Raw genomic sequence first — 6,483 nt, 5'->3', positions numbered from 1 at the left:
AAAACCCGCAAAAGTATCGCCCGCTGCAGCTGCCACACAAGCCTCTTCGGCGCAATCAGGTAAAGCTAAATATCGTTTGAATCAGGCAGAAATGAGCTTGGTGGCGCAGAAAGAACAAGATTCTGCCAGCGGTTCTGCTAAAAAGAACACAGAAAAAAATCAAACCTCAAACGAGTTATCATTAAAAGTTATGACATCACGTGAGAAAACCGTTAAATTACAGAAAAACGTAACACAGCTGGAAGTCGCCTTGCAGCAAAAAGATCACAGAATTCAATTATTAAACACTCGTCTTGCTCAGTTGCAACAGCAATTAAAAGCACAGCAAGTAGAGAAAAAGCCAACACATTAAGGTGTTATACAATTTGATTTTTTTGGATGGGTTTTGTAGATCAATACTCATCCTGTAAGGGGTAACAACATGCTGATTTATGTGATTCCGTTTATATTGTTATTGGTGATCGCGGTTGTCTTAAAAAAGCGTGACAGCAGCAAACAAGCTGAAGAGAGTTCGAGCAACAAAGGCAAAGCGAAAAAAGTTGTCTTAAATAAACAGGCAGCTAAAAAAACCAAAATTGTTGCCAACACCACGATTGAGAAGAAAAAAACCACACCTTTGCCTACAGAACAACGCAACAAAATTGAAGCATTAATTCAGCATGGTGATTTCTCTGTTGCAGAAGCGCAGATTAATCAAGCCTTAAACAAAGACAATTCACAACATGAGTTATATTTGTTGTTGCTTGATATTCATATCTTACAAAAAGATGAATTTGCGATCAGCCAATTAATCAATCATTTGGGTTCTTTAGAACTGGATGATTTTTTAGAACAAGCTTTGGCTAAAAAAGCCGCGCATGATCAAAAAATCTTAAGTGCGCGAGATACTATTGATTTCAAATCAGAATCTTTTGTTCCACAGGCTCATTCTTCAGCCGCTGTTGAACCTAAAAGTACTGCTGATTTTGATGCACTAATAGATGATTCAGCATCAAGCAATGATGGATCATTTAATTTTCAATCTACCCCAGCTGAAATTATTGAAGAAATTAAACCGCTTGATTTTAATAACTTTTCAATGGATAAAACCCCTGTTGTGGCTGAAAAAGTCGCAACCAATGAAAAAGACGCTGCTCTAGACTTTAGCAGTTTATCTTTTGATATCAATCCGAACGCGGCAGCAAAACCAGAGCTGACAGCGACAGTAGACGAAATTCAACCTTTAGATTTCTCCTTTAGTGTAGATAGTGCTGCTGTAGAACAAGTGGTTATTGCAACAGAGCGTGCAGTGCCTGCTGAAGTGCGGATTGAAGACAAAGCTGAATTTGATTTCGATTTTTCTGTACCCACTGCGACCACAACCCTTGAAGCACCGGTTATCGCTGAAGAACCTAAATCCAGTTTGGGCTTAGATTTCAATTTAGAAGCAAATAACCTTACTGCGTCTGCACCGGTAACGATAGAACCTTCTGTTGCCGCAACAGCTACTGTCAATTTTGATATTGACTCTGTCCATACTTCAAAGAGCCAAGTCGATCAACATGATCCGCTGGTTCAATCGTTCCCTGAGCTGTTAGCCGTGAATGAAATCAGCCTCAATTTAGAATTGGCGCAACAATACATTCAATTGGGTGCATTTGAATCGGCAGCTGAATTATTGCTAGAACAAGAAGCTGAATACAGCGCTGAACAACTGCAACATGCGCAGCAGTTACGCAATCAGATAGCCAGCTAAATCATTTCAATTTACTATCAAGCAGTCATCATTGGCTGCTTTTTATTATGAAAAAAATCGCTTTAATTTATATGGGTGGAACATTCGGCTGTATCGGTGAACCACTCAGTCCAATGCCCGCTGAACACTTTATCCCCCAATTGCAGCAAATCCTTCCTGCACATTTGGCGATTGAATGCTTTATCGCACCGGCGATTATCGACAGCAGTGCCTGTACGGCTGAAAATTGGCTACAACTGATTCAAATGATTCAGCAGTTACAATTACAAGCGTATCAATATTTTGTCGTGCTGCATGGTACAGACACTCTCAGTTATGCCAGTGCAACATTAGCAGGCTTTTTAGGCCCATCTGCCCATGTGGTCTTAACAGGAAGTCAATCTCCGTTATTGGATGTGACGGGACAGGCAACACGAAAAATTACCGATGCCATCGATAATCTGTATTTCGCGCTGAATAGCGTAACCACAACAGCTGCTGGCGTGTACTTGGCTTTTCATCAGCAACTAATTTATGCACAAAGCGCACTCAAAAAACATAGCACTGAATTAGATGCCTTTGCAGGTATTGATATCCGCCATCATGTACAGCTTCAACAGCGTAACCACCCAGTCTGTGAGGCAGATGTGATCAAAGCACGCGCCTTTAACTGTCTAAGCGTGATGGCCCAACCGATTGCCATCGAACAGCAAATCATTAATTTTAAAAATCTACAGCGGCATCCACCGCATGTGCTGATTTTGCAAGGTTTTGGCACAGGCAACTGGGCCATGAATGAAGATCTCATCCAAACTCTGCAAGATATTCAAGCACAAGGCTGTGCCATCATATTAACCACACAAGTGCCTTTTGGCCCGATGGAACAGCGCTATGCAGTCAATGCGTGGATGAAACATGCTCATATTCTCATCAGTGATTGCTTGGGTCATGCAGATCTTTATGCAAAAGCCTTAAAAATGTATTTACAATACGACACTGTAGAGCAATGGCACGTCCATTGGCATGAATAAGGTCATTTGAGGTAGATATGCAGCGTTTCGCGGTCGGTATTGAATTTTGTGGCATCCGATATAAAGGCTGGCAAACCCAAGAAGTGGGTATCCGCACGGTACAAGCAACGCTAGAGTCAGTATTGAGTCAAATTGCGGCTCATCCGGTTCATTTACAAGGTGCAGGGCGTACTGATGCGGGCGTACATGCCACCAATATGGTGGCACATTTTGACAGCACTGCCATTCGTCCGATCAAAGGCTGGCTCTTGGGTGCCAACAGCAGCCTACCCAAAGATATTGCGCTGCAATGGATTAAACCGGTAGCGGCTGACTTTCATGCGCGTTTTAAAGCCCAAGCACGACGTTATCGTTATGTGGTGTACAGCTCACCCAGTCGCCCTGCACTGCTGCATAAACAAGTGACTCATGCCTACTATCCTTTAGATGTAGATAAGATGATTCAAGCGGCCAGTAAATTTGAAGGCACACATAATTTTGAGAGCTTTCGTGCCTCTTCTTGCCAATCTAAGCAACCGGTTCGTCACGTCAGTCATTGCCGGCTGATTCAACATGGTTGCTATTTGGTTCTGGATATTCAAGCCGATGGTTTCTTACACCATATGGTGCGTAATATTATGGGCTGCTTACTGGAAATTGGCCAAGGCATGTATGAGATTGACCATATTGACGAAATTTTTGCTGCTGAAGATCGTAAAGCTGCAGGAATTACCGCACCATCCGATGGTCTATATTTTATTCAAGCCGATTACCCGCAACGTTTTGAATTGCCACAAGTTGCATTGGGTCCACATTGGCTCAATATGCCAGAATAATCTTTACACAGCGCTATTGCTGAAAAGTTCAGTTTAAGAAACTGATGCGGATCAATCTCATCCGCTGCGCATAAAAAATAAAGAGCTTTAAAAAAGCCTGCACCTGTAGGCTTTTTTAAAGCTTAAAATTAACGCTGTTTGCGCTTGCGATATTCCACCGGTGTTTCATTGGTCCAGCGCTTAAATGCACGATAAAAAGTACTCGGCTCTGAAAATCCAGTCAGATAGACAATGCGTTCTACACTTTCTGCGGTATTGGCCAACAGCTTTTTTGCCAAACGACAACGATAATCCGATAAAATTTGCTGAAAACTGGTGTTGGCTTCACTGAGTTGGGTACGTAAGCGGCGGGGTGTAATACTTAAATGACTGGCCACTGTCTCTAAGGTGGTTTCGCCACTTTCTAAGGTTGAGCCAATGGCACGGCGCACTTCACCCACCAAATCATAACGCGCCAGTTCCTGCAATTTCTCCAGCGCCAATTGCTCATGTAATTGTAAAAGTTCAGGTTCTGCTTGCCACAATTGATAATCTAAAATGGCGGGATCGAAATATAAACGGGTTTGTTTTTGCCCCAAACTGACCGGACATTCATAAACACGAAAATACTCCTCTTCCAAAGCGCCCTGACTAAAATTAAAGTCGATATAAATCGGATTAAAACGCCCTTCAGTAATAAATTTAAAAAAGCGCAGCAAACCCGACATCGCACATTCAGAAAAATGTCGATTGACCAAACTATCGGTACGCGTGCTTTGCTGAGCATTGGCCAAATAGCAACGGTCTTCTTCAATCACCAATGTGGCATGAAAGGCATCGCTGATCAGACGTTGATACGCCAAGGCACGTTTTAGGCCTTCACCAAAATTTTCACTGGAAATAAATAAATGTTCAATCACTTGGCCACGATATAACGGTAAGTGTTCCCCAAGATGCAGACCAATATCTGGATCTTTACTGACTTCTTCTGCTGCTAGCCAAAAAGCATATTGCGAACTTAATGGAGTACGATCATTGGTTTCGACCTGATTTAAAGCCACTCCAGCTTTTGTTAAAATTTCTTCGGTTGGCAGACCCGAACGACGAATAGCTTGATAAGCCAATCGCAAAACAACGGATGCATCAGTTAGCTGACCCACGCAAAGACCTTCCTTATATGTTATTCATTTATACTTAAAAAAGATTAATTTTAGATTAACTGCGATTGACCAAACTGACAACACAACAATGTACTTTTTATAGAAAATATTTAAAGCCAAAGTTCGCTTATTTAACTGACAGATGATCGAGCTGCGCACCATTGCGCCTTGTTTTATACAAAAAAATTGACTATAATTTGCGCCTTCCCAATTTGATCATCAGGTAGGCTATGGCCATTAAAGAGGAACTCATCGAGTTCGAAGGCGTTGTCACCGAAACGCTTCCTAATACTATGTTTCGTGTACGTTTAGAAAACGGCCACGAAGTCATCGCACACATCTCAGGTAAAATGCGTAAACACTATATTCGTATTTTGACTGGCGACAGTGTTAAAGTAGAAATGACCCCTTATGATTTGACCAAAGGTCGTATTACTTATCGTGCACGCTAAGTTTTAGCGAAAGCAAAAGCCACTTTTAAGTGGCTTTTTTTATCGCAATTTAAAACCAAAATTAATTGAGAGCATTGGTTTTACAGCCAATTGTTTTGCATTCACGTAAGCGCTCTCTGAGCCAGTTATTACGCTCTTGGGTGGTGCTTAAACGGCATTGCACATCAATGGTCGTACCCGATGTACACTGCGCATCACGTTCACGAATCCATGCTAACTGAGATTTTTTGAGCATCGTTTTTTGTTTATCAGATAATTTTCCGCGTAAACTCTGATAATTTTTATTTAATTCGACATCAGCACTGGCATACATTTTATTGGTGCAATAGACATCATCATAAGTATTGCGTGCATTTTCACAGTTATCTGCAAATGCGGCACCCGACAGCAAGATACCGCTCAGCATCAAAATAATTTTTTTCATTTTTACTCCTTTAGCATTTTGCTATTTTTATCAAAATTCATCTTCAGACATAGTCTATGCGAAATACTCTGCATAGAATATTAAAAGTTAGCCTATTCTTAAAAACGATCCAGCACTTCCAATAGGGGTAGATATTTGTCTGATAATTAATCTAATTCCAAGACTCTGTTTTCAAGGCTTTCTTTTCAAGCCGCTTCTGTTCAGGTGTAAAATATTCAGGCCGATGAGTAGCTAAAATTAAAAAGATGGCCTCAGTTTTAAGCTGATTTAATTCAAGTCCATACCGTATATCGAATCACAACATTTATAACGCTATGCGTGGTTTACAATAAATTTTTATTGAATGGAGCAAAGCAATGTCATTTGTTCACTCCGTTGCTTGTCTGAGCTTATTTGGTCTGCTGGGTGGCTGCGCTAGCCTACCCACAACTGCACAGCAGCGTGATGCTTACTTACAGCAGTTTATTGGACAGAGCAGTCAAACAATTCAAAAGCAGTTGGATTTAAGCCAATTGGGCTATCAACACGTTCAACCCCCCATACTCCAAGATCACACCTTAACCTATACAGTTATCCGCCCGATTTCAATCCCCATCCCCATCGCACAAAATCCACTGAGCATTGCTACCGGTGCAATTCCTATTCCCGTGACACCCAGTGCACAAAGCTATGATGCTCACTTAGCGTGCAAAATCATTTTTCGCTTACAAGATAATATTGCAAAGTCAGTGTATTACACCGGCCGGACTTGCTAAATATTTTAAAGACCAATAAAAAACGCAGCTTAAAAGCTGCGTTTTTTACTTCAAGTACTTTAACTGAATAGCCGGTTTAGTTTAACGCAGCCACCACCGCTTGACCCATTTCCACTGTACCGACGCGCTGCATGCTTTCAGACATAATATCGG

8 protein-coding genes and 1 pseudogene are annotated in these 6,483 nt (G+C 41.5%); 6 read left to right on the top strand and 3 right to left on the bottom strand.

Going from position 1 to position 6,483, the window contains the following annotated elements; all coding sequences use genetic code 11:
• From SE27_RS14375 to truA, 4 genes and pseudogenes are all read left to right on the top strand, one after another.
• Positions 1-352, top strand: a pseudogene (locus tag SE27_RS14375) (hypothetical protein); the annotation flags it as partial.
• 69 nt (positions 353-421) lie between these two features.
• Positions 422-1,735 (top strand): hypothetical protein, encoded by a 1,314-nt coding sequence (locus SE27_RS03640; protein ID WP_039620950.1) that lies wholly within the window; start codon positions 422-424, stop codon positions 1,733-1,735.
• A gap of 47 nt (positions 1,736-1,782) precedes the next feature.
• Positions 1,783-2,745 carry an asparaginase domain-containing protein gene (locus tag SE27_RS03635; protein WP_039620948.1) on the top strand — a complete coding sequence of 321 codons (963 nt, stop codon included), beginning with the start codon at positions 1,783-1,785 and terminating at the stop codon, positions 2,743-2,745.
• A gap of 17 nt (positions 2,746-2,762) precedes the next feature.
• Complete coding sequence (truA, locus tag SE27_RS03630) at positions 2,763-3,560, top strand: tRNA pseudouridine(38-40) synthase TruA (protein WP_039620946.1); 798 nt, start codon at positions 2,763-2,765, stop codon at positions 3,558-3,560.
• Between the two features lie 128 nt (positions 3,561-3,688).
• On the opposite strand, the gene SE27_RS03625 is transcribed toward truA, so the two are convergent.
• Entirely contained in the window at positions 3,689-4,699 is a 1,011-nt protein-coding gene (locus tag SE27_RS03625) for an AraC family transcriptional regulator (protein WP_039620945.1), read from the bottom strand.
• Between the two features lie 230 nt (positions 4,700-4,929).
• Between SE27_RS03625 and infA the strand changes: the two genes are divergently transcribed.
• Positions 4,930-5,151 carry a translation initiation factor IF-1 gene (gene infA, locus SE27_RS03620; RefSeq protein WP_039620943.1) on the top strand — a complete coding sequence of 74 codons (222 nt, stop codon included), beginning with the start codon at positions 4,930-4,932 and terminating at the stop codon, positions 5,149-5,151.
• A 61-nt stretch (positions 5,152-5,212) separates the two neighbouring features.
• Here infA and SE27_RS03615 read toward each other — a convergent pair whose 3' ends face one another.
• The gene (locus SE27_RS03615) at positions 5,213-5,575 is read right to left on the bottom strand and encodes a lysozyme inhibitor LprI family protein (protein ID WP_039620941.1); all 363 of its coding nucleotides are present in this window, start codon (positions 5,573-5,575) and stop codon (positions 5,213-5,215) included.
• A gap of 356 nt (positions 5,576-5,931) precedes the next feature.
• On the opposite strand from SE27_RS03615, the gene SE27_RS03610 reads away from it, so the two are divergent.
• A complete protein-coding gene (locus tag SE27_RS03610; RefSeq protein WP_039620939.1) occupies positions 5,932-6,330 on the top strand; it encodes a hypothetical protein in 399 nt (132 codons plus the stop codon).
• A gap of 76 nt (positions 6,331-6,406) precedes the next feature.
• Here SE27_RS03610 and SE27_RS14370 read toward each other — a convergent pair.
• Positions 6,407-6,483 (bottom strand): hypothetical protein (locus tag SE27_RS14370; RefSeq protein WP_455549990.1); only part of this gene is annotated, 77 nt, incomplete at its 5' end.

This window comes from Acinetobacter harbinensis (genome assembly GCF_000816495.1).
Classification (GTDB): Bacteria; Pseudomonadota; Gammaproteobacteria; order Pseudomonadales; family Moraxellaceae; genus Acinetobacter; species Acinetobacter harbinensis.
This window is presented reverse-complemented; position numbering and strand designations above follow the sequence as displayed.